The organism is Streptomyces sp. R302 (assembly GCF_012927245.1).
In the GTDB taxonomy this organism is placed as follows: domain Bacteria; phylum Actinomycetota; class Actinomycetes; order Streptomycetales; family Streptomycetaceae; genus Streptomyces.
This window is the reverse complement of the sequence record NZ_JABBGE010000002.1, coordinates 708,993-728,830: the sequence shown is the minus strand read 5'-3', so window position 1 is coordinate 728,830 and position 19,838 is coordinate 708,993. Positions and strand designations below refer to the sequence as shown.

Below are 19,838 nucleotides of genomic sequence, written 5' to 3'. Positions count from 1 at the left end.
TGCCAGTCGTTGTGAGAGGCTGGCTCGTATGAACCGGTTGGGTGGCGCGACCTCGCCTTATCTGCTTCAGCACGCTGGCAATCCGGTCGACTGGTGGCCGTGGGAACCCGAGGCGTTCGAGGAAGCGAAACGGCGCGATGTACCCGTTCTGCTGTCGGTCGGATACTCATCGTGTCATTGGTGTCACGTCATGGCGCACGAGTCCTTCGAGGACGAGTCCACCGCCGCGCTGATCAACGAGCACTTCGTCGCCGTCAAGGTCGACCGCGAGGAGCGGCCCGACATCGACGCCGTCTACATGGAGGCCGTGCAGGCCGCCACCGGTCAGGGCGGCTGGCCCATGACCGTCTTCCTCACCCCCGGGGCCGCCCCCTTCTACTTCGGCACCTACTTCCCGCCGGAGCCCCGGCACGGCATGCCGTCGTTCCCCGAGGTCCTCGAAGGCGTCCACACCGCCTGGACCGAGCGCCGCGGCGAGGTCGCCGAGGTCGCCGACCGGATCGTCAAGGACCTCGCCGGCCGCTCCCTCGCCGTCGTCGGCGACGGGCCGCCCGGTGAGGAGGAGCTCGCCGCCGCGCTGCTCGGTCTCACCCGGGAGTACGACGCGACCCGCGGCGGTTTCGGCGGCGCGCCCAAGTTCCCGCCGTCGATGGCGCTGGAGTTCCTGCTGCGCCACCACGCCCGCACGGGGGCCGAGGGCGCGCTCCAGATGGCCGCCGACACCTGTGAGGCGATGGCCCGCGGCGGCATCTACGACCAGCTCGGCGGCGGCTTCGCCCGCTACGCCGTCGACCGCGCCTGGGTCGTGCCCCACTTCGAGAAGATGCTGTACGACAACGCTCTGCTCTGCCGCGTCTACGCCCACCTGTGGAAGGCCACCGGCAGCGACCTCGCCCGCCGTGTCGCCCTGGAGACCGCCGACTTCATGGTCCGCGAACTCCGCACCCCCGAGGGCGGCTTCGCCTCCGCGCTCGACGCCGACTCGGACGACGGCAACGGCAGGTTCGTCGAGGGCGCCTATTACGCCTGGACCCCCGCCCAGCTGGAGGAGGCCCTCGGCGCGGAGGACGCCGTCCTCGCCGCCGCCCACTACGGCGTCACCGAGGAGGGCACCTTCGAGCACGGCGCCTCCGTGCTCCAGCTCCCCCAGGAGGCGGGCCCCGCCGACGCCGGCCGGATCGCCTCCATCCGCACCCGGCTCCACGCGGCCCGCGAGCGGCGCGAGCGCCCGGGCCGCGACGACAAGATCGTCGCCGCCTGGAACGGCCTCGCGATCGCCGCCCTCGCCGAGACCGGCGCCCTCTTCGACCGCCCCGACCTGGTCGAGCGCGCCACCGAGGCCGCCGACCTCCTGGTCCGCCTCCACCTCGACGACGGCGGCCGGCTCGCCCGCACCTCGAAGGACGGGCGGGCCGGCGCCCACACCGGTGTCCTGGAGGACTACGCCGACGTCGCCGAGGGCTTCCTCGCCCTCGCCGCCGTCACCGGCGAGGGCGCCTGGCTCGACTTCGCCGGCCTCCTCCTGGACCACGTCCTCGACCGCTTCACCGGCGAGGGCGGCGCGCTGTACGACACGGCCCACGACGCCGAGACCCTCATCCGGCGCCCCCAGGACCCCACCGACAACGCCACCCCGTCCGGCTGGACCGCCGCCGCCGGAGCACTGCTCTCGTACGCGGCCCACACCGGCTCGGAGGCCCACCGGACCGCCGCCGAGGGCGCCCTCGGCGTGGTCAAGGCGCTCGGCCCGCGCGCCCCCCGCTTCATCGGCTGGGGCCTCGCCGTCGCCGAGGCCCTGCTCGACGGCCCCCGCGAGATCGCCGTCGTCGGCGACGCCGCCGACCCCGGCTACCGGGAGCTGCGCCGTACGGCCCTGAGGGCGGCCACCCCCGGAGCGGTCCTCGCCGCCGGAGCCCCCGGCAGCGAGGAGTTCCCGCTCCTGCGCGACCGCCCCCTGGTCGCCGGTTCGGCCGCCGCGTACGTCTGCCGTCACTTCACCTGCGACGCACCCGTCACCGAACCGGACGCCCTGGCCCGCCTGCTGCGCTGAGCCCCCGACAAGGACACGGCCCCGCCGCCCCTCCGGAGAGGGACGGCGGGGCCGCGCCGTGGCCGAGCGACGCTGCTCAGCTGTTGCCGGCGCCGTTGCCGGACAGCACGGGGATGTCGCTGAGGATGTGCGACAGCGGCTCGTCGCCCTTGGCCTGGGTGGAGTTCTCGACGCACTGCTGGTTCTGCGGGGAGGACAGGACGTTGATGTCCTGGACCGCGATCGGCACGAGGCCGACGATCGAGCCGGCGTTGACCTTGGCCGGGAGACCCACGCACGGCTTGTTCAGGGAACCCTGGACGAGCGCGAACTGCGGGCTCATGTTGCCGTGGGTGGCGGAGTTGCCGAACTCCTGGTGCGCGCCGTTGCCGGAGAACGAGGTGGTGCCACCGTCGTCGGCGATGGCGAGCGCCTGGCCGGCCGTCGCGCCGACGACCGAAACAGCCACCGCAGCGGTCGCGAGGAGCTTCTTCATGTTCTGGCCTTTCGGATGACTGGCCCAGGCTGAGTGCCGAGCCGTGCTGATCAACTGGTCGCAGCGGCCGAGGTTCCGGTATGTCCACCGGACGGCCTACGGGCAGATGAGCGAAGACCCCCGGGTGGGCGCGTAGTCGGCGACGGAGAGCTCGCTGGGCGCGATCGCGTCGCCGGACGGCAGCGGCCGGTCCGCGCGCAGCCGCGCGAAGACCTCCGCGGCCCCCTCCTCGTCCCAGCCCACGGTGGATCCGACCCCGTCGATCAGCGGGTTGAAGCCGCGGACGGGCACGGTCGCGAACTCGGTACGGGACGGGCCGAGGGCCTTCAACCGGGTGGCGAGCGTCAGCAGTTCGGCCACCGAGACGCCCCGCTCGGCGGCCGCCGTGCCGCGCAGCGTCGAGGCGAGGGCCCGCAGCCGCGCCGGGTCCTTGAGGGTCCCGCCGGAGCGGATCCGGTCCAGCATGTTGACGAGGAACTTCTGCTGCTTGCGGATGCGGCCGAAGTCCATCTCCCCGTCGGCCTTCCGCGAGCGCACGTACTGCAGCCCCTCGCCGCCGCCCACCCGCCGGGTGCCGACCGCCAGGTCGAGGCCGGTCGCCGGGTCCTTCAACGGCTTCTCCGTACAGATGGGCACCCCGCCGTCGACCCGGTCGATGCTGTCCATGAAGCGGCGGAAGTCGACTTCGAGGTACCGGTGCACGGAGAGCCCCGTCACCGCCTCGACGGTCTCGATCGCGAGGGCCGAACCGCCTTCCGCGTGGGCCGCGTTGATCTTCGCGAGATGGGAGTCGTGGACGGCGCCGGTCCGCCGGTCGGTGTGCGGGCCGGGGAGTTCGGCGAGCGAGTCGCGGGGCAGCGAGACCACGCTCACCCGGTCGTTCCCGGCGGAGACGTGCACGAGCATGATCACGTCCGTGCAGTCGCAGTCCGCGCCGCCGAGCCGGAAACGTTCCTTCTCCGCGGCGGTGACCCCCGCCCGGGAGTCGACGCCGACGAGGAGCAGATTGAGTCCCTGTGCGGGAGCGGGGAGTTCGGTGGGGCCGCTGAGAGCGGAGGCGAGGGCTCCGGGGGCGAGCGCGAGAAGCGCCGCCGGTGCGAGCAGGAGCCGCCACGGACGCGGGAATCTCATGCCCGCACGCTATTTCGACCCCGCTCGCACACAGATACGCGACGCGGTATCGGGCGTGTGAATCACTCCGTTGCGAGGCTTGTGTAATGATGCGGGAATAGCAGCGGAAGGAGCGAGGATGGCGCCGCCGGTTCCCGGTAATCCCGGGAAATGGGAACGGATGGCCTTCATTCCGAAGAGCCGGTACGTGAGCGAACCGCCGACCGTCGACAGGGCCCCGTCCCACCGACAATTTCCCGTCTATTCCGCCCTGGTGGACCAGTGGGTGCAGGCGGGGCGGGCGGTGCCGGGCATGCCGGACCGGGAGTGGGAGCGCCTGATGTCCACCCCCGTCTGGCCGCGCTAGGGCCCGTCCGGCGGGCCCGGTACGCACGAAGGGGCCGCCCCGGCGGGGCGGCCCCTCGACGCGCGATCGTCAGCTGTTGCCGACGCCGTTCCCGGAGAGCACCGGGATGTCCTCCAGGATGTGCGACAGCGGCTCGTCGCCCTTGGCCTGCGTCGAGTTCTCGACGCACTGCTGGTTCTGCGGGGAGGACAGGACGTTGATGTCCTGGACCGAGATCGGGACCAGGCCCACGATCGAGCCCGCGTTGAGCTTCGCCGGCAGGCCGATGCAGGGCTTGTTCAGGGAACCCTGGACCAGCGCGAACTGCGGGCTCATGTTCCCGTACGTGTACGAGTTGCCGTACTCCTGGTGGGCGAAGTTGCCGCTCTTGGAGGTGGTGCCGCCGTCGTCGGCGATGGCGAGGGCGGGGGTGGCCGCGGCGGCGGAGGCGCCGACGATCGAAGCGGCGGCGGCCGCGGTGGCCATGACCTTCTTGATCACGGGAGTTCCCTTCTAGAACCGGCTCCGTGCAGGGAGCCCCCTGATCAACTCGCCTCGGAGCGCCGGGTTCCGCCCTGTCACCCCGTTGGCGGAGCGCACGCGGCAGCGCTCGTCGCGGTTCCCAGTCGATCGGGTGAAGCGCCGGAACCTACCTCTCCGCCCGCAGTTGATCCCGTCGCATCAATCAGCTCGATTGGTGGGAACAGAACGGATTCACCGTGATCAAGAAGATGATGGCGGCCGCGGCCGTCACCGCTTCGGCCGTCGGCGTCGCCGCCGCGGCCGCCGCCCCCGCGATGGCCATCGCCAACGACGGCGGCACGACCTCCTTCTCCGGGAACGGCGCCCACCAGGCGTTCGGCAACTCCACCACCGCCGGCGACATGAGCCCGCAGTTCTCCGCGGTCCAGGGCTCGCTGAACAAGCTCTGCCTGGGCGCCCCGGTCAAGGGCAACGTCGGCTCCGTCGTCGGCATCCTCGTCCCGGTCGCCGTCCAGGACGTCAACGTCCTGTCCTCCCCGCAGAACCAGCAGTGCGCGGAGAACTCCACGCAGGCGAAGGGCGACGAGCCGCTGTCGCACCTCGTGGAGGACATCCCGGTGCTCTCCGGGAACGGCATCGGCAACAGCTGATCCGGATACAAGCGCACCGCAGGGCCGGAGGAATTCCTTCCTCCGGCCCTGTGTCGTGCGCGCCAACGGAGTGAATGCCGGGCCGGGGAACGCGAATTCCGGTTTCCATCGCGGCAGTTTGTCGTTGTCCGTGTGAGCGACGGAAGCCGATCTCCCGTCGCGGAAAAGGAGCCAGACGAAATGAAGTGCAAGAAGGCTGCCGCCGTCATCGCCGGAGTCATCATGGCCATGGGCGCGGCCACCCCCGCCTTCGCCGACGCCGAAGCGTACGGTGCGGCCGTCGGTTCGCCGGGTGTCCTCTCGGGCAACGTCGTCCAGATCCCGATCCACATCCCGATCAACGCCTGCGGCAACAGCATCAACGTCATCGGCGCGCTGAACCCGGCCTTCGGCAACACCTGCATCAACGCCTGACCCAGGCGGTCGTGGCCGAGCCCACGGCACCCGCCGGCCCCGGGAGGCGCACCGCCTCCCGGGGCCGGCCCCTGTCTACGCCCGTACCGCCCCCGCCGGGTCGGAGAGGTGCGAGGCCCACGGCTCGGACTTCAGGAGCATGCCGGAGGGCATGGCGTGCCAGGACTCCATGGGCCGGCCGAAGGTGACCGGGTCGAGGCCGCCGGCCGCCGCGTGCGCGGCCACCGAGAGCCCGTAGGGACCGGCCCCGACGACCACCAGGTCGTGGACCGGATTCGCGTGCGCCATCGCGTCTTCCGTCTTCATCGCCGGGTGAGCCGGGTGGAGGAGGAGGGGCGGCTCGCGGGGCCGGGGAGGGTGGCCGGGTGCCGGGGCCGGCGGGCCGCGAGCCGCCGCCGGACCGCCGCCAGGGCCCGGCGCAGCAGATGGGCGAGCCAGGCGCGGCCCATGGCGAGCGCGGGCGCCGGGTCGTCGGCGGCGAACCAGGCGCGCTCGGCGGGCCGCCGGGCGGCGCCGGGCTCGGGGGCGTACCGGCGGCGCGGGGAGGCGAGCAGCGAGAGCGCCGCGTAGTTCTCGACGACGAACCGGCGGCCGTACGCGGGGGAGAGCGGCGGCACCGGCCGGCCGGTGAGGTCCAGGTGCAGGGCCCGCACCACGTCGAGGCCACGGCGGTCGGCGAAGAGCCGGAACTGGGCGCCGGGGCGGGGGTTGAAGTCGAGCAGGTGGTACGCGCCGGTGTCCGGGTCGAGGCGGAAGTCGAGGTCGCACACGCCCCGGTGCCCGAGCGCTTCGAGCAGTCCGCGGGCGAGCCGGTCCACCTCCGGATTGGGCGCCCAGCGGCCGACGGCGGTGAGCCCGGCGCCGTCCGGCCAGGACCGCTCCTTGCGACCGGTGGCCCCGGCGGCGCAGCGGCCGGCGGAGTCCGCGTACCCGTGGAAGAACCAGTCGAGGCCCCGGCCCGGCGGCAGCAGCTCCTGGAGCAGCAGCCGACTGCCGGCCTGCGGGGTGCGGCGGTACAGCTCCCGCACCTCGGCGAGCGAGCGGAGGATCGTCGTACTGCGCAGGCCGGAGCCGGCGGGCAGCAGCCAGGGGCGGCTCCACTTGGCGACCACCGGCAGGCCGAGCGACCAGGCCATGGCGGCGGCCTCCTCGGCGCCGGCGGGGAGTTCGGTACGGGGGTGGGGCAGGCCGAGCCCGGCGCAGACCTCGGCGAGCCGGGCCTTGTCCGCGACCCGCAGCAGCTGCTCCTCGGTCCGGTCGGGCAGCAGGATCCTGCCCGCGAGTTCGGTCCGGCGGCGGGCGAGCGCGAGGGCGCTGACGTCGTCCAGCGGGACGGCGAGCACGGAAGCTGACGGGGCGTCGGTGACCTCCCCGGCGATCCGGAGCAGCAGCCCGGCCAGCTCGGTGGAGGTCGCGGTGGCGGGCCGGGCGCGGACCGAGCGGACGTACCGCGAGCGGGCGACGGGGCTGTCGGTGGACTCGACGACCGCGTGCACGGGGATCCCGGCCCGGCCCAGGGAGCGGGCGGCGCCGAGGGTTCCGTGGTGGAAGGGGTTCCGGTCGAGCCGCACGAGGACTGCGGGAACGCGGGTGTCGAAAGGCGGCACGGCCAAGGACCCTTCATCTCGGGTGGCCCGACTGGGCGATGAAATCCTCTAATGGACTACGGAGCGGAGGGAAGCCGAGTTCACGGTCGGCTCATTAGGAATACTTTCAGAACATCAGATTGACTGTGCGTCAAAGGGCGCGCGCCTGAAGGAGCGGCCATGGAGCCTGTCGGAGGAACACCGAGAAGAAGACGGAAATGGCTGGGGGTGATCACCGCCGGTCTCCTCGTATCGGGTTCGGTCGTGCTGTCGGCACCCGCTCACGCCGCCGCGTCCGCCACGACGGAGGACCCCGGTCCGACTCTCCCGGCCGCCACGGCCATGGGCGCCTTCCTCGATTCCGGTTCGCGGGGCGTCCGCCGGATCGCCGAGCTGGAACGCTGGCTCGGCGGCCGCGAGCTCCGCGTCGGCCACACCTACCTGCCCGGCGACCTCTGGTCCAACATCGAGGGCCCGCCCGGCTTCCTCGACGCCTGGGCCGACTGGCGCAACACCAAACGCGACCGGATCTTCGTCCTCAACGTCCCCATGCTCGAACGGAACGAGGCAGGCGTCTCCGACCAGGAGGTACGCCGCCAGCTCCAGCTCGGCGCGGCCGGCTACTACGACCACCACTTCCGCACGCTCGCGCGGCGGCTCGTCGAGGCGGGCGCCCTGGACCCGGTCCTCGTCCTCGGCTGGGAGATGAACGGCACCACCTACACCCACCGGTGCGGACCCGACCCGACGGCCTGGAAGAAGTACTGGAACCGGATCGTCACGACCATGCGGTCCGTGCCCGGCCAGCGGTTCCGCTTCGACTTCAACCCCAGCCGGGGCCGGGACGCGGTGCCGTGGACCGAGTGCTATCCCGGCGACGACGTCGTCGACATCATCGGCATGGACTCGTACGACCAGCCGCCCGGCGCGGATTTCGACCGGCACGTCGACGAGCCGTACGGACTCCAGAAGCAGGTCGATTTCGCCGCCGAGCACGGAAAGCAGATCTCCTACCCCGAATGGGGGCTCTTCCGGAACGGCGACAACCCGACGTACATGCGGCGCATGCTGGAATGGATCCGGCAGCACAAGCCGCTCTACCACACCATCACGGACTATTGCCCGCACGGCGTCTGGCAGTGCGACGACAATCCGGAGTCGTCACGGGTCTTCCGGGAGATGCTGTACGGGGCGGAGCCGCCTTCGGTGCCGGTGGATCCTGTCGACCCGGTTGACCCCGTCGACCCCGTGGATCCTGTCGACCCGGTTGACCCCGTTGACCCGGTGGATCCGGTGGATCCGGTTGACCCTGTGGATCCCGTGGATCCGACGGTTCCCGAGCCGAAGCCTGAGCCCAAGCCTGAGCCCAAGCCCGAGCCCAAGCCCGAGCCGAAGCCCGAGCCGAAGCCCGAGCCGAAGCCGGAACCCAAGCCTGAGCCCAAGCCGGAACCGAAGCCCGAGCCGAAGCCGGAACCGAAGCCGGAACCGAAGCCTGAGCCCAAGCCGGAACCGAAGCCTGAGCCGAAGCCGGAACCCAAGCCCGAGCCCAAGCCCGAGCCGAAGCCGGAACCCAAGCCCGAGCCGAAGCCGGAACCCAAGCCGGAGCCCAAGCCCGAGCCCAAGCCCGACTGTTGGAAGGTCGAGCTCGGGGAGTGGGTGGAGAGCTGGATCGGTGGGCCGGTGTGTGTGCCCAAGGAGACCGGGTGGAAGGACGAGCCGAAGCTCGACCTCGACCTCGGCCTGGACCTGAACCTCGTCTGGAAGGAGGCCCTCAACGGCGTCTGGCCGTTCTGACGGTCAGCCGCCCGGCACGGACGCGGGCGCGCGGCCGGGGAGGCGGGCGAGGAGCCGGCCGACCCAGGCCCGCTCCCGCGCCTGCCGGGCCGCCCAGCGCCGCGCGTCCGCCGCGCCCGCGTGGAGCCACAGGAGCGGGGCCGTACCGCGGCCGGTGAGCAGCAGCCGCCGGTTGCGGACCGGCTCGGGCCGCCAGTGCTGCTTGTACGGTTCGCTGCCCCGCAGCATGCTCAGGGTGGCCCGGCCGCCCGCGCTGGTCTCGCGGGCCCCGTGCCGCAGCAGCATCGCGGCGACGTCGACCTTCCGCTCCCGCAGCACCGGGTCGGCGCCGTACAGGTAGCCGCCGGCGAGGCGCGGGGACATCAGGGTAAGGTCGGCGGCGACGACGTCCCCGCCGAGCCGGAACTCGGTGACCATCGCGTCGCCGCGCTCCACCATGGGCCGCACCGCCCGGGTCAGGTGCTGGGCGAACCGCTCGCTGGTGTGCTCGGCGGTCACCCCGCGGCCCCGCCACTGGAGGCGGTGGAGGGTGAGGAGGCGGTCGAGGGCGGCGGGCACGTCGGGGCCCGTGACCACGTGCGCGTCGATGCCGAGCGCGTCGAGTTTGCGCAGCTTGGCGCGGACCCGCTGGGCCTTCCCTGACGGGATCCGTTCGAGCAGGCCCTCCATGGGGACGGCGGGCAGCTCCAGGCACAGCGAGTCGGGGAGCCGGCGGCGCGGCCCGCGCCAGTGCGCGAAGACCCGTTCGGCGGCGGCGCCGGGCCGTACCTCCCGCAGGTCGACGACGGCGCCCCGGGCCGTGCGGGCGACGGCGTCGGCGAGGGCGGCGGCCGCCTCGGGACGCTCGTCGTCGAGGAGGACGTCGGTGAAGTCGGTGATGGCGCCGCCGAGCTGGGTGAGCACGGGCAGCGGCCCGCGCGCCCGCATCAGGGGCGCCGCCGCGACGAGCGCGCCGGACCCGTCCCGCACGAGCACCACCCGCAGCGCGCCGGGACGGCCGTACGACACCCACCAGGAGTGCAGCCAGGAGTGGGACTGGAAGGGGGTCGCCGAGGAGCAGCGCCCGTACAGCGCCGTCCATTCGGCCGCCAGGCGGCCGAAGGCCTCCGTGTCGCGGCAGAGCTCGGTCCGCAGGGTTCTTCCCAAGGTCACACCGCCTCCGGCTGGTGGGCGGCGGGCGCGGGCACCGCGGCAGCCGCGGCCGCCGCCGGGCGGGAGTGGCGGCCCTCGGCGCGCGTGGCGGCCCGCTTCGGGCGGACGAGCAGCGCGAGCCCGCCGAGCAGCCCGCCGGCGCAGGCGCCGACGAGGGCGGAGAGCGGCGCGGACGGCGACACGGGGGCGGCCGGCTTGGTCGCGCGGGAGAACTGGACGACCTTGACGCCGGTGCTGCCGGCGACGTGCGAGGAGTTGAGGACGAGCGAGCGGGCCACCCCGTCGGCGATCGACACCGCCTTGGAGGGCTTCGAGGCGCGGGCGGTGATGGAGATCATCGGGGCGTCCGGGGAGGTCTCGGCCTGGACGCTCTCGCGGAGGGTGGCGGCGGTCACCCCGGCCCACACCTGGGCGTCGCCGGTGACCGCGATGTCGGTGGCGACCCGGCCGTACGCCTGCGCGAAGCCGAGCGCCGCCGCCGGGTCGGACTTCTCGCCGGGGACGACGATGACGTGACTGGTGGCGGCGTACTCGGGGGTCTTCAGGGCCCCGTAGCCGCCGCCGAGTACGGCTCCGGCGACCACGGCGGCGGGCAGCACCGCCCAGCGGCCGGGGGAGCGCAGGGGGGCGGGCAGTCGTACGGCGCGGGGTGGGGTGGTGGTCATGACGGGCTCTCTCGCTGGGGCGGGCAGGGGGTTCGGGCGGTGGGTTCACGGGCCGGGGCGGCCGTGGACGGCCTGGTCGTAGAGGGTCATCAGCCGGTCGGCGCTGTGCGCGATGTCGTAGCGCCGGGCGGCGGCCGGGGCGGGCAGGCGTACGGGCCGGGGGCCGTGCACGGCCCGCAGCCGGTGCAGGGCGCCGATCAGTTCGGGCACCGACTCGCCGATCCGGCGGGCGCCGGGCGCCGCGTCGGCGGGCAGGTCCTCGATCGCCGGGCACGCCACGTACAGCACGGGCAGTCCGGCGGCGAGCGCCTCGACGACGGCGAGCCCGAAGGTCTCGTCGGGCGAGGTGGAGACGAAGACGTCCATGGCGGCGAGGAGTTCGGGGAGCATCGGGCCCGCGGGCCCGTCCAGCGGCGGGTCCTCGCAGGCGCCGAAGAACAGCACCCGGCCGGCCGCGCCGCACTCGCGGGCCACCGCGCGCAGCTCCTCGCGGCGCTCGCCGTCGCCGACGAGGAGGAGCCGCGCCTCCGGTACCGAGGCCACCGCCCGGATCAGCCGGTCGAACCGCTTGCCGGGCGCGAGCCGCCCGACGCCGCCGACCACGAAGGCGTCCTCGGGGATGCCGAGGACGCCCCGGGTGAGCCGGCGGGCACGGGGGGCGAAGGCGAAGCGGCCGGTCTCGATGCCGTTCGGCACCACCTGGATCCGGTCGGGTGCCACCCCCCAGTCGGCGAGCCGGCGGGCCACGCTCGCCGAAACCGCGACCGTGGAGGTGCCGAGCCGCTCCGAGGCCAGGTAGAGCGCGCGGGTGCCCGTCGACAGCGGGCGGCCCTCGATCTGCGACTCCCCGAGCGAGTGCTCGGTGGCGATGACCCGGCGGACGCCGCCGAGCCGGGCGGCGAGCCGGCCGTAGACGCAGGCCCGGTACAGGTGGGTGTGGACGAGGTCGTAGCCGCCCTCGCGGATCAGCCGGGCGAGCCGGGGCAGCGCGCCGAGGTCCCGGTTCCCGGTCATGCCGAGGTGGGTGACCGGGGTGCCGTCGGCCTCGATGCCGAGCGCGACCGGGCCGGGGTTGGTGAGCGTCACCACCCGGCCCTGGACGGGGAGGTGGCGCAGCAGGAGGCGGAGCTGCTGCTCGGCGCCGCCGATGCCGAGGCCGGTGATGACGTGCAGCACCTTCAGACGGCCGCTCTTCCCGCGGGCGCTCTTCCCGCCCCCGCTCTTCCCGCGGGCGCTCATCCGAGCACCGCCGCGGCCGGGCCGGTCCGCGCGGGGACCAGTTCGGTGGGGTGGCGGCGGCGCAGCGGGTGCAGGGCCCGCTTCGCGGTGAGCCGCCACGAGGTGTCGTCCTCGCCGATGTGGACGCGGGGCAGGGCGTGGGCGCTGGTCAGCGGGCCGGGGTCGATGGCGCAGGCGTGTCCGTACCCGGCCTTGCGGACGGCGCGGACCACGCGCGGGTCGACCGCCCCGTACGGGTAGCAGAAGCCGTCCACCGGGCCGCCGGTGATCTCCTCCAGGAGGGCCCGGGAGCGCCGGGTCTCGTCGGCGAGGGTGGCGTCGTCGGCCTCGGTGAGGCGGCGGTGCGTCAGTCCGTGCGAGCCGATCTCCATGCCGGCGCCGGCGATCCGCTCGATGCCCTCCTCGGTGAGCAGCGGCTTGCGCGGGCCGTCGGCGTCCCAGTCGTTGACGCCGCCGAGCCGGCCCGCCAGGACGTAGACCGTGGCGGTGAAGCCGTGACGGCGCAGCAGCGGCAGCGCCGAGTCGAGGAAGTCGGCGTAGCCGTCGTCGAAGGTGAGGCCGACGAGGCCCCTGGCGCGTCCCGCGGCGGTGGCGGCGAGCAGTTCCCGCACCGAGACCCCGCGCAGACCGCGGTCGCCGAGCCAGTGGAGCTGGCGGGCGAAGCGCACGGGGGAGACCGTCACCCGGTACGGGTCGTCAGCGGTGTCCGTGATCGAGTGGTACATCGCCACCCACAGGGGCGGCTTCGCCCACAGGGGCGGCTTCGGCAGCAGTCGGCGCAGCGCGGTGGGGGCGGGCATGGTCGGTCCTTCGGCGTCGGGTGGCGGCGTGGGGGAGGGGAGGGATCTCCGGCGCCTTGGCGGCGCAGGCGAGGAAGACGAGGAAGACGGCGGCGACGACGAGGACCGCGACGGCGAGGGAGACCAGCGGCGGGCCGATCGCCACCGAGCAGAGCCAGCCCGCGCCGGTCGCCCAGGCGCCCGCCGTGGCGAGCCGCAGCAGGCCCTCGCCGAGCCGGTCGGGCCGGACCGGCACGGTCTGCCGGTGGGCGCCGCACAGCAGCAGGACGGCGGTGACCGTGATGCCGAGGGCGTTGGCGGCGGCGAGGCCGACGGCGCCCCAGGCGGCGGCACCGGGCACTCCGGCGGCGGCGGTGGCGGCGAGCCCGGCGGCCATCGCGGCGGCCGGGTACCAGAGGGGGCGGGCGGCGGAGAAGTAGCAGCGGACGAGGGCGCCGACCATGGTCTGGCCGAGCAGCCCGAGCGCGTAGACCCGCATGACGGCGGCGGTGGCGACCGTGTCCGCACGGTCGAACTCGCCGCGCTGGAAAAGCAGTTCGACGATCTTCGGGGCGGCGGCGATCACCACGGAGGCGCCCACCAGGACCACCACCGCCGCGAGCAGCAGATCCCGCTCGACCCGCCGCCGCGCCCCCTCCGGATCGCCCGCGGCCAGCGCCCGCGCGACCACCGGGAAGCTGACCGTGCACAGCATCAGCGACAGGATCATCGGCATCTGCGCGATCTTCTGCGCGTAGTTCAGGTGCGAGATCGCGCCCGACGGCAGCGGCGCGGCGAGGAACCGCTCGATCAGCGTCTGCGACTGCCGGATCAGCGAGAAGGCGACCACCGGCGCGACCAGCCCGAGCACCACGAGCCGCCCGTCCCCCGCGAAGCCCGGCGCGAGCGCCTCCGGCTCCCGCGACGGCACCGGCCGCGCCCGCAGCTCCCGTACGAGCGCCGGCGCCTGCACCAGCACCATGAACACCCCGCCGACCGCGACCCCGGCGGCGGCCGACCGCACCCCCCACGGCTCGCGCAGGAGCACCATGGTGCCGATGATGCCGACGTTGTACGCCACGTAGATCGCGGCCGGCGGCAGGAAGACGTGGTGCGCCCGCAGCGCCGCCGAGCAGTAGCCGACCAGCGCGAAGGTGAGGACGCAGGTCGCCGTGAGCCGGGTGCAGTCCACCGCGAGCGCCGCGTCGGAGAGGCCCGGCGCGAGCAGCCGGACGACCGCGGGCGCGGCCGCGATCAGGACGGCGGCGACGGCGGCGACGGAGAGGGTGAGCCGCGGCAGCGTCCCCCGCACCAGCTCCCGTACGGGATCCCCGAAGCGCGCCCCCGAACGGCGGGCCAGGGCGCGGGAGAAGGCCGGCACCAGGATCAGCGCCATCGCGTCCTCGATGAGCAGCGTCGACGCGAACTCCGGCACCGTCCACGCCACCAGGAAGGCGTCCGTCTCCGCCCCCGCGCCGAAGTACCCGGCCAGGATCTGGTCCCGTACGAGCCCGAGCACCGCCCCGAGCGCCGTCAGCGCCGCCGTCACGGCCGCCGCCTTCGCGAGGAAGCCCCGCCCCTGCCCGCCCGCCGCCGCCCGCACCTTGGCCCGCGCGTGCGCCCGCCGCCCCTTCCGCACGACCGGCGTGTGGGCGGGGGAGGGGGAGGGAGCGGGAGCGGACGGCGGTGGGGCGGTGACCGCAGCGACCGGCGCGGGCGCCCACACGTCGGAGGCGGGGGTGTGCCCCACCGGGCGGTGCACCGGCACCCGCCGCGCCCCGCTGAGTCCGGCCGGCGGCGGCGAGGCACCGGCCCCCGGCAGCACGGCGGCCCCCGGGGCGCACGGGGAGTCCGTGGCGCCCGGGGGCATGGGGGACCAGGGGTCGGTCAGGGGTCCGCCGCGCGGCGGACGCGGCGGGACGGCGGGGCCGCCGGGCCCCGGGGGCGCGACGTACGCGTCCGTGGGATCCGGCGGACCGGCCCACGGGTCACGCACCGCGCACCTCCGGCGGGCCCTCAGGGCGGGGCGCGAGGGCCCACCAGGCGGCGAGGCCGAAGACCACCGACATCAGCACCGTCGACGGGCCGCCGATGTCCGCGTAGAAGAAGTCGATCAGCTGCCAGGACAGCAGCCCGCCCGCCACGAGCGCGCACTCCGCGCCCGTCCGGCGCCGCCGCAGCGCGCCCACGAGCAGCGCCAGCCAGCTCCCGGCGAGCGCGAGCAGCCCGATGAGCCCCTGCTCGCTGAGGACGAGCAGGTACATGTTGTGCGGGGAGAGCAGCGGCTGCTTCCGATAGCCCGCGCCCGCGCCGGCCGTGTCGCTGCCCGCGGAGAGCGCCACCGAGGCGTTCGAGTCCCGGTAGTGCGGGAAACCCTTGAGGCCGACGCCGGTCAGCGGCTCGGAGCGCCACATCCGCCCGGCCGCCGCCCACATCGTGTACCGGTCCGTCACCGACTGGTCCGGCGCCGCCGTCACCCGCGTGATGCTGGTGACCCGCTCCTCCACCATCTCCGAACCGAGCCCGAAGCCGCCGACGAGGACCACCGCGAGCGCGCCCACCGCCAGCGTCACCCGCGCCGCCCGCCGCACCCCGCCGAGGAGCAGCTGGATCCCGCAGGCCAGCACCGTCGCGATCCACGCGCCCCGGCTGAAGGAGAGCAGCAGCGGCACCACGAGCAGCCCGACGCAGACCAGGGCGGCGGTCCGCGCCCGCCCGGCCGGCGAACCGAGCGCGATCCCGGTGACGATGACGAGCCCGTACGCGACCACCGTCGCCATGCCCATCACGTCGGTCGCCCCGAAGGTGCCGACCGCCCGGATGTCCTCGCCCTGGTACGAGGCGCCCGTCCCCGTCAGGAACTGCCCGACGCCCACCGCGCCCTGGACGAGCGCGAGCGCCACCAGGCCCCACGCCACCACCGCGAAGTCCCGCCGGTCCCGGATCATCAGCAGCACCGCCGCCGGGACCAGCACGAACACCTGTACGTAGCGGGCGACGCCCGGCAGGCTCGACGCCGGGTCGTTCGAGGTGACCGCCGCCAGGCAGATCCCGCACACGGGCAGCCCCAGGACCACCGCCGCCGTCCGGGTCAGCGGCCGGGCGCCACCGCGCAGGAGCCGTACGAGACAGATCAGGACGAGCAGCCCCGAGGCCGCGTCGGCGACCGTGCCCGTGCCGCCCGTCCCGCCCTGCGCCCCGCCGCCGCCCGGCACCAGGAGCAGCGCGATCACCGCCAGGACCGGGGAGAGCGCCCCCGCCCTGCGGGCCCAGTCCCTCAGGTCCGGCGTCCCCGCGAGGGCCGGCACCGTCGTCACGGCCGTGGCCATCCTCAGCTCCCCGTCGGTCGCACGAGCCCGGCCGCCGTGCGGACGAGGATGCAGACGTCCTGCCAGAGCGACCAGTGGTCGATGTAGTGGTTGTCGAAGCGGCAGCGGTCCTCGATCGAGGTGTCGCCGCGCAGCCCGTGCACCTGCGCCAGACCGGTCAGCCCGACCGGCATCCGGTGGCGGGCCGCGTACCCCGCGTGGATCTTGCTGAACTGGGCGACGAAGTACGGCCGTTCGGGCCGCGGCCCGACCAGGCTCATGTCGCCGCGCAGCACGTTCCACAGCTGCGGCAGCTCGTCGAGCGAGGACTTCCGCAGGAAGTTGCCGGCCGCGCTCATCCGCCGGTCCCCGGCCACGTTCCACCGGGTCGCCGACTCCGACTCGTCCGACGGCCGCAGCGTCCGGAACTTCAGCAGCGTGAAGTGCCGCCCGTGCTGGCCCACCCGCTCCTGCCGGAACAGCACCCCCGGCCCGTCCGCGAGCCGCACCGCGAGCGCGCACACCGCGAGGACCGGCAGCGCGAGCGCCAGCGCGGGACCGGCGAGCGCGATGTCCAGGGCCCGCTTGGCCACCGCCCCGCGCCGCTCGGCCGCCGGCACCAGACGGCGCCGCGCGTACCCCCACACGTGCTCGCCCATCGGGCCCTCGTGCCGCTCCCCGCCGACCCGCCAGGTCGTACAGCCGTAATGCTGGAAGAGGGTCACCAGCTCCGGTTCGTGGGAGAGGAACACCGCCTCGCGGACCGTGTTCTGGATGACCGCCCGGCGGATCTCCTCCGCCGTCGTCAGCAGCGGAAGCCCCGGCTCCATCGGCCGCTGCTCACCGATCGTCCCGTCCGGAAGGCCCACGATCCCGACCGGCCGCATCCCGAACTCCGGGTGCTGCGCCGCCGCCGCCGCGAACCGGCGGGCCGCCGCGGGCGGACCCACCACGAGCGCCGACCGCGGCCGCTCCCGGGCGATCCGCCGCCCGCGCGCGAGCAGCACCGCCCGCAGCACGGCCGCCACCCCGACGTGCGCGGCGTACGCCCCGCACAGCCGCAGCGGACCGATCGCGAGCGTCGGCGACCAGGCCGCCGCGCCCGCCGCCGCCACGCACCACACCACCCCGGCCCGCGAGGCCAGCGCCGGCAGCTCGTCGAGCAGCCGCGCGTGCATCGGCGGCCGGTACAGCCCCCCGCGCCCGTCGAGCAGGAGCAGCAGCGCCGCGACCGGCAGCAGCAGCCGCGGGTCCTGGTGCGCCGGGCCGAGCAGCGCGGCACCGGCCAGCACCGCCAGACAGTCGACGACCCGCAGCGCCGGCGCTCCGGGACCCGGCCGCGCGGCCGCCCGGCGACGCGTCGGCGCGAGCCGGCCGGAGAGCCGCCGACGGGGGACGAACGAGACCGGCCCGAAGGCCGGACCCGCGACCGGCCACGGGCCGGGTGAGGAGGGAACGCTGGTACTTTCCGTGGTCACTGCGCAATCGGCTCTCTGTGCTCCGTGCCCCGCACTCCGGCCAGCTCGCGGTAGATCTCCGCGACGGCCGCGCCGGTGCGCCGCACATCGAAACTGCTGAGGACGTGCTCGTGGGCCTCACGGCCCAGGCGGTGCCGCAGCTCCGGCCGGCCGAGGAGGCGGCCGAGAGCGGCGGCGAGGGCGGCCGGATCCTCCGACGGGACCAGACACAGGGCTTCATGGCCGGGCGGCAGGCTCTCGCGGGCCCCGTCGACCTCGGTGACGACGACCGGCCGGCCCGCCGCCATCGCCTCCAGGGGCGCGAGCGCCATGCCCTCCCAGCGGGACGGCAGCACGACGACGTCCGCCGCCCGGTACCAGGGCACGGTGTCGCCGACCGCCCCGGTGAACCGCACCGAGGGCCCGGCGGCGGCCCGCAGCCGCTCCCCGTCCGGACCCTCGCCGACGAGCACGAGCCGCGCGGCCGGCACCTCGGCGAGGACCGCCGGCCAGGCGGCGAGCAGCACGTCCTGACCCTTCTGCCGGCACAGCCGGCCCACGCACACCACGGTCGGCGCCGGGTTCCCGGCGGGACCGTCGGTCGCGAACCGCGCCACGTCCACGCCGTTGTGCACCACCGACCAGGCCGCCGCCACCCCGGCCTCCTCGCCGGTACGCCGCTCCGCCGCGCTCACGCACAGGATCCGGTCGGCCCAGCGGGCGCCGAACCGCTCCCAGCGGCGCGCCAGTCCGGCGGTGGTGCCGGTCACGGCCTCGAAGGACCAGGCGTGCGGCTGGTACACGGTCGGGATCCGCCCGCGCACCGCGAGCCGGGCGCAGAGCCCCGCCTTCGCCGAGTGCGCGTGGACGAGCCCGGGCCGCACGGCCCGGACCACCCGGGCCAGTTCACGGGTCTCCCGGAACAGCGCGGGACCGGGGTCGCGCCCGGCTCGCCAGTCGTGGACCTCGGCGCCCTCGGCGCGCAGCTCCGCGGCGAGCGCGGTGCCGGGCGGGCAGGCGGTGACGGGACGCAGTCCGGCCGCGCGCTGGGCGCGCACCAGGTCGACGACGACCCTGGCCACCCCGCCGTCGCCGGGCTGGACCGCGTGCAGGACGGTGACGGACCCGGGGTCCGCCTCGATCGGGGCCCGCACGTCAGCGCCGTACGTCCGCCTGCGGGAAGAGCGCGCCGAGCCAGACGGTGTCCTCGCGGCTGCCGAGCCGGACGTGGACACGGTCGGCCCCGTTGCGCGGCGCCCCCCGCAGATCGAAGACGTCGGAGTCGTACCCCAGGGTGTTCCCGGCGGCCGGGAAGCGTGCCGTCCCGGCCTTGCCGAATTCCGTGATGCCGGAGTTCAGCCAGTCGTTCGCGGAATTGTCGGAATCGCCGATCAGGGCGGACTTCCGACCGCCCGTCCGTACCTCCAGGTAATCGTCGTCCACGTCGACGTAGCCGATCGACGTCCCGTCGTCGGAGGTCTCGGTGCCCTGGAGGCCCTGCGCCGAGGCGTTGGCGGCGCGCGCGATCCCACCGTGCAGCTCGGCCCGGTAGCGCGCGGCGAAGGGGACCCGGGCGGCCTCAAGAACCGCTGAATTCCGCATACAGGTTCTCCGCTTTGATGAGAGAAGGAAGGGAAGACCCGTGAAGACCGGGGGAGGGGGAGGTGTTGTCCGCACGAAATGGGTGAACGCGCGGCGGGCCCGGAAGCAACGTTCGGGAACGTTATAACCCCGGCGCGGAGCGATAGTAAGCATTAGATGCTCGGAAACGCTAACTCCCGTATCTGTGCGGCAGGTTCCTCGTTGGGCGTGTTGCGCCATTCTCCGGCCCGTCGCTCGAATGGCCCTCCCGCAGGCCAAAGATCGGTTGAACGTCACCCGTTCGGGAGAGCAACCGAAGAAAAGCCGGCGCGTTGTTGAGGGAGCCGGGCCGAACAGTCCGCGCAGTCCGAGTTGGAAATCGATCGAGGAGAACTTCTCCATGTCCCGTATCGCCAAGGCCGTCGTCCTGACCGTGGGTGCCGCCGCCGCGGTCGCCGGTGCCGCCGGTGCCGCCGCCGCCGACTCCATCGCAGAGGGCGCCGCCGTGAAGTCCCCCGGTGTCGGCTCCGGCAACGTCGTGCAGGTCCCGGTCCACGTGCCGGTCAACGTCTGCGGCAACACCGTGAGCGTCATCGGCGCGCTCAACCCGGCCTTCGGCAACTTCTGCGCCAACGTCTGACCTCGCACGTCGGATCGGTCCTTCCGAAGCCGGTGCGCCCACCCCTCGGGGCGGGCGCACCGGCTTTTTCCTTGCGGCCACTGGGCCGGTACCCGTTCGGGCGCACCCC

The 19,838-nt window shown here is 74.4% G+C and carries 18 protein-coding genes and 2 pseudogenes; 6 read left to right on the top strand and 14 right to left on the bottom strand.

All coding sequences use genetic code 11. From position 1 onward, the window contains the following. Positions 1 to 28: 28 nt before the first annotated feature. A complete protein-coding gene (locus tag HHL19_RS09125; protein ID WP_169087449.1) occupies positions 29 to 2,050 on the top strand; it encodes a thioredoxin domain-containing protein in 2,022 nt (673 codons plus the stop codon). 76 nt (positions 2,051 to 2,126) lie between these two features. Here HHL19_RS09125 and HHL19_RS09120 read toward each other — a convergent pair whose 3' ends face one another. Beyond that, positions 2,127 to 2,525 carry a rodlin gene (locus HHL19_RS09120; protein WP_169087447.1) on the bottom strand — a complete coding sequence of 133 codons (399 nt, stop codon included), beginning with the start codon at positions 2,523 to 2,525 and terminating at the stop codon, positions 2,127 to 2,129. A gap of 96 nt (positions 2,526 to 2,621) precedes the next feature. Beyond that, on the bottom strand, positions 2,622 to 3,656 hold the full coding sequence (locus tag HHL19_RS09115) for an LCP family protein (RefSeq protein ID WP_169087445.1): 1,035 nt from the start codon (positions 3,654 to 3,656) through the stop codon (positions 2,622 to 2,624). Between the two features lie 187 nt (positions 3,657 to 3,843). Between HHL19_RS09115 and HHL19_RS09110 the strand changes: the two genes are divergently transcribed. Then, positions 3,844 to 4,002, top strand: a complete 159-nt coding sequence (locus HHL19_RS09110; protein WP_169087443.1) for a hypothetical protein — start codon at positions 3,844 to 3,846, stop codon at positions 4,000 to 4,002. 69 nt (positions 4,003 to 4,071) lie between these two features. On the opposite strand, the gene HHL19_RS09105 is transcribed toward HHL19_RS09110, so the two are convergent. Next, the gene (locus HHL19_RS09105; protein WP_169087441.1) at positions 4,072 to 4,482 is read right to left on the bottom strand and encodes a rodlin; all 411 of its coding nucleotides are present in this window, start codon (positions 4,480 to 4,482) and stop codon (positions 4,072 to 4,074) included. 218 nt (positions 4,483 to 4,700) lie between these two features. Between HHL19_RS09105 and HHL19_RS09100 the strand changes: the two genes are divergently transcribed. After that, entirely contained in the window at positions 4,701 to 5,114 is a 414-nt protein-coding gene (locus tag HHL19_RS09100; RefSeq protein WP_169087439.1) for a rodlin, read from the top strand. A 180-nt stretch (positions 5,115 to 5,294) separates the two neighbouring features. Next, the gene (locus tag HHL19_RS09095; protein WP_169087437.1) at positions 5,295 to 5,528 is read left to right on the top strand and encodes a chaplin; all 234 of its coding nucleotides are present in this window, start codon (positions 5,295 to 5,297) and stop codon (positions 5,526 to 5,528) included. Between the two features lie 90 nt (positions 5,529 to 5,618). Here the strand turns inward: HHL19_RS09095 and HHL19_RS09090 are convergent. Next, positions 5,619 to 5,816, bottom strand: a pseudogene (locus HHL19_RS09090) (dimethylaniline monooxygenase); the annotation flags it as partial. Positions 5,817 to 5,830: 14 nt separating this feature from the next. Further along, positions 5,831 to 7,141, bottom strand: a complete 1,311-nt coding sequence (locus tag HHL19_RS09085) for an ATP-grasp domain-containing protein (protein WP_206325348.1) — start codon at positions 7,139 to 7,141, stop codon at positions 5,831 to 5,833. A 315-nt stretch (positions 7,142 to 7,456) separates the two neighbouring features. On the opposite strand from HHL19_RS09085, the pseudogene HHL19_RS38445 reads away from it, so the two are divergent. Then, positions 7,457 to 8,299: pseudogene (locus tag HHL19_RS38445) on the top strand (glycosyl hydrolase); the annotation flags it as partial. Positions 8,300 to 8,911: 612 nt separating this feature from the next. Here HHL19_RS38445 and HHL19_RS09075 read toward each other — a convergent pair. From HHL19_RS09075 to HHL19_RS09035, 9 genes are read right to left on the bottom strand one after another with little or no spacing between them, the layout of a single operon-like run. Beyond that, the gene (locus tag HHL19_RS09075; RefSeq protein ID WP_346768455.1) at positions 8,912 to 10,060 is read right to left on the bottom strand and encodes a GNAT family N-acetyltransferase; all 1,149 of its coding nucleotides are present in this window, start codon (positions 10,058 to 10,060) and stop codon (positions 8,912 to 8,914) included. Next, entirely contained in the window at positions 10,057 to 10,725 is a 669-nt protein-coding gene (locus HHL19_RS09070; protein WP_169087433.1) for a lipopolysaccharide biosynthesis protein, read from the bottom strand. Before HHL19_RS09070 ends, HHL19_RS09075 begins: the two co-directional genes overlap by 4 nt. 45 nt (positions 10,726 to 10,770) lie before the next feature. Next, on the bottom strand, positions 10,771 to 11,907 hold the full coding sequence (locus HHL19_RS09065; protein WP_169087638.1) for a glycosyltransferase: 1,137 nt from the start codon (positions 11,905 to 11,907) through the stop codon (positions 10,771 to 10,773). A gap of 53 nt (positions 11,908 to 11,960) precedes the next feature. Beyond that, complete coding sequence (locus HHL19_RS09060) at positions 11,961 to 12,764, bottom strand: polysaccharide deacetylase family protein (protein ID WP_169087431.1); 804 nt, start codon at positions 12,762 to 12,764, stop codon at positions 11,961 to 11,963. Next, entirely contained in the window at positions 12,661 to 14,739 is a 2,079-nt protein-coding gene (gene murJ, locus HHL19_RS09055) for a murein biosynthesis integral membrane protein MurJ (RefSeq protein ID WP_346768454.1), read from the bottom strand. The genes HHL19_RS09060 and murJ overlap by 104 nt, the downstream gene beginning before the upstream one ends. Continuing rightward, positions 14,732 to 16,072, bottom strand: a complete 1,341-nt coding sequence (locus HHL19_RS09050; protein ID WP_169087429.1) for an O-antigen ligase family protein — start codon at positions 16,070 to 16,072, stop codon at positions 14,732 to 14,734. Before HHL19_RS09050 ends, murJ begins: the two co-directional genes overlap by 8 nt. A gap of 2 nt (positions 16,073 to 16,074) precedes the next feature. Next, the gene (locus HHL19_RS09045) at positions 16,075 to 17,529 is read right to left on the bottom strand and encodes an exopolysaccharide biosynthesis polyprenyl glycosylphosphotransferase (RefSeq protein WP_169087427.1); all 1,455 of its coding nucleotides are present in this window, start codon (positions 17,527 to 17,529) and stop codon (positions 16,075 to 16,077) included. Then, the gene (locus HHL19_RS09040) at positions 17,526 to 18,662 is read right to left on the bottom strand and encodes a glycosyltransferase (protein WP_169087419.1); all 1,137 of its coding nucleotides are present in this window, start codon (positions 18,660 to 18,662) and stop codon (positions 17,526 to 17,528) included. The genes HHL19_RS09045 and HHL19_RS09040 overlap by 4 nt, the downstream gene beginning before the upstream one ends. 1 nt (position 18,663) lies before the next feature. Then, positions 18,664 to 19,110: a hypothetical protein gene (locus HHL19_RS09035; RefSeq protein ID WP_169087417.1), complete on the bottom strand. Its 447-nt coding sequence runs from the start codon at positions 19,108 to 19,110 to the stop codon at positions 18,664 to 18,666. A gap of 379 nt (positions 19,111 to 19,489) precedes the next feature. On the opposite strand from HHL19_RS09035, the gene HHL19_RS09030 reads away from it, so the two are divergent. After that, positions 19,490 to 19,729: a chaplin gene (locus HHL19_RS09030; protein ID WP_169087415.1), complete on the top strand. Its 240-nt coding sequence runs from the start codon at positions 19,490 to 19,492 to the stop codon at positions 19,727 to 19,729. Positions 19,730 to 19,838: the final 109 nt, after the last annotated feature.

What these genes read in the sequence shown, in the direction of transcription:
- HHL19_RS09120 (WP_169087447.1), bottom strand. Translation starts at nt 2,525, where the DNA reads ATGAAGAAGCTCCTCGCGACCGCTGCGGTGGCTGTTTCGGTCGTCGGC.
- HHL19_RS09125 (WP_169087449.1), top strand. Translation starts at nt 29, where the DNA reads ATGAACCGGTTGGGTGGCGCGACCTCGCCTTATCTGCTTCAGCACGCT.
- HHL19_RS09095 (WP_169087437.1), top strand. Translation starts at nt 5,295, where the DNA reads ATGAAGTGCAAGAAGGCTGCCGCCGTCATCGCCGGAGTCATCATGGCC.
- HHL19_RS09115 (WP_169087445.1), bottom strand. Translation starts at nt 3,656, where the DNA reads ATGAGATTCCCGCGTCCGTGGCGGCTCCTGCTCGCACCGGCGGCGCTT.
- HHL19_RS09060 (WP_169087431.1), bottom strand. Translation starts at nt 12,764, where the DNA reads ATGCCCGCCCCCACCGCGCTGCGCCGACTGCTGCCGAAGCCGCCCCTG.
- HHL19_RS09035 (WP_169087417.1), bottom strand. Translation starts at nt 19,110, where the DNA reads ATGCGGAATTCAGCGGTTCTTGAGGCCGCCCGGGTCCCCTTCGCCGCG.
- HHL19_RS09070 (WP_169087433.1), bottom strand. Translation starts at nt 10,725, where the DNA reads ATGACCACCACCCCACCCCGCGCCGTACGACTGCCCGCCCCCCTGCGC.
- HHL19_RS09030 (WP_169087415.1), top strand. Translation starts at nt 19,490, where the DNA reads ATGTCCCGTATCGCCAAGGCCGTCGTCCTGACCGTGGGTGCCGCCGCC.
- HHL19_RS09050 (WP_169087429.1), bottom strand. Translation starts at nt 16,072, where the DNA reads ATGGCCACGGCCGTGACGACGGTGCCGGCCCTCGCGGGGACGCCGGAC.